Genomic DNA, 2,312 nt, shown 5'->3' with positions numbered 1-2,312 from the left:
GCGATGGTCGAGCAGGGCATGGCGGCGATGTCAGGCTCGGCGCAGCCGATGCCGGCCGCCGAAGCGCCGCCGCTGGTGCCGGAAGCTCCCGCTCCTGTTGAAGCCAAGGCTGCACCGGCAAAAGACATGACCTCCGGCACGCTGATCGACCAGACCCTGGAGCGTCCGCTCCGTCCGGGCGAAGTCTCGCTCGACGAGCTCGAGCGTGCCTTCCGCGAGACCGCAATCGAAGCCCCTGCGCCCGTTGCCGAGGTCAAGCCTGAGCCAGTCGCTGAAGCCTCGGCGCCTGCCGCCAAGGAGAAGGCGCCCAAGGAGAAGGCCGCGCCGAAGAAGTCGATAGCCGACGAGGCTGCCGGCGAGGGAGCCAGCATCGCCAACCAGTCGATCCGCGTCAACGTGGATACGCTGGAGCATCTGATGACCATGGTCTCCGAGCTGGTGCTGACCCGCAACCAGCTGCTGGAGATTTCCCGCCGCAACGAGGACACCGAGTTCAAGGTGCCGCTGCAGCGCCTCTCCAACGTCACCGCCGAGCTGCAGGAAGGCGTCATGAAGACGCGCATGCAGCCGATCGGCAATGCCTGGCAGAAGCTGCCCCGCATCGTCCGGGACCTCTCGAGCGAACTCGGCAAGCAGATCGAGCTGGAGATGCACGGCGCCGACACCGAACTCGACCGTCAGGTGCTCGACCTGATCAAGGACCCGCTCACCCACATGGTGCGCAACTCCGCCGATCATGGCCTGGAGACCCCCGCCGAGCGTCTGGCTAGCGGCAAGGGCGAGCAGGGCACCATCCGGTTGTCCGCCTATCACGAGGGCGGCCACATCATCATCTGCATCGCCGACAACGGCCGCGGCCTCAACACCGAGAAGATCAAGGCCAAGGCGATCTCTAGCGGTCTCGTCACCGAGGCTGAGCTCGAGAAGATGTCGGAAGCCCAGATCCACAAGTTCATCTTCGCGCCCGGCTTCTCGACCGCGGCGGCCATCACCTCGGTCTCCGGCCGCGGCGTCGGCATGGACGTGGTCCGCACCAATATCGACCAGATCGGCGGCACCATCGACATCAAGTCGGTGGCCGGCGAGGGCTCAAGCGTCACCATCAAGATCCCGCTGACGCTCGCCATCGTCTCCGCCCTGATCGTGGAAGCTGCGGGTGACCGTTTTGCCATCCCGCAGCTCTCGGTGGTCGAGCTGGTCCGTGCCCGCGCCAACTCCGAGCACCGCATCGAGCGCATCAAGGACACCGCGGTTCTTCGCCTGCGCAACAAGCTCTTGCCGCTGATCCATCTGAAGAAGCTGCTGAAGATCGACGACGGCGCCGCTTCCGATCCCGAGAACGGCTTCATCGTGGTCACCCAGGTCGGCAGCCAGACCTTTGGCATCGTCGTCGACGGCGTGTTCCACACCGAAGAAATCGTGGTCAAGCCGATGTCGACCAAGCTCCGTCACATCGACATGTTCTCCGGCAACACCATCCTGGGCGATGGCGCCGTGATCATGATCATCGATCCCAACGGCATTGCCAAGGCGCTCGGCGCCGCCGGCTCCTCGGCCCATGACATGGGCGACGAGAACGGGGCGCATCACATCGGCTCGGGCGAGCAGACCACTTCGCTGCTCGTGTTCCGCGCCGGCTCGTCCCAGCCCAAGGCGGTCCCGCTCGGTCTCGTCACCCGCCTGGAAGAGCTCCCCGCCGACAAGATCGAGTTCTCCAACGGCCGCTACATGGTGCAGTACCGCGAGCAGCTGATGCCGCTCGTCGCCATGGAGAGCGTCACCATTGCAAGCACAGGCGCCCAGCCGATCCTGGTGTTCGCCGATGACGGTCGCTCCATGGGCCTCGTCGTCGACGAGATCATCGACATCGTCGAGGAGCGCCTCAACATCGAGGTCGGCGGCTCCGCCTCCGGCATTCTGGGCTCGGCCGTGATCAAGGGCCAGGCCACCGAGGTGATCGACGTCGGCCACTTCCTGCCGATGGCGTTCTCCGACTGGTTCACCCGCAAGGAGATGAAGCCGTCACAGCACTCGCAGTCGGTGCTGCTGGTCGATGACAGCGCGTTCTTCCGCAACATGCTGGCGCCGGTGCTCAAGGCGGCCGGCTACCGCGTCCGCACCGCGCCGACCGCGCAGGAGGGCCTCGCGGCGCTGCGTGCCCAGAGCTTCGACGTGGTCCTGACCGACATCGAGATGCCCGACATGAACGGGTTCGAGTTCGCCGAAGTGATCCGCTCCGACAGCAATCTCGGCGCGATGCCGATCATCGGCCTGTCCGCGCTGGTGTCGCCGGCGGCGATCGAGCGCGGCCG

At 65.9% G+C, this 2,312-nt stretch carries 1 protein-coding gene; it reads left to right on the top strand.

Annotated features, from left to right (window positions below; translation table 11 throughout):
- On the top strand, positions 1 to 2,312 hold a 2,312-nt coding region (locus tag AC1RR3_RS38490; protein WP_492830529.1), incomplete at both ends, for a hybrid sensor histidine kinase/response regulator.

It is taken from the genome of Bradyrhizobium sp. GW821-FHT13H05 (assembly GCF_058804065.1).
This window is presented reverse-complemented; position numbering and strand designations above follow the sequence as displayed.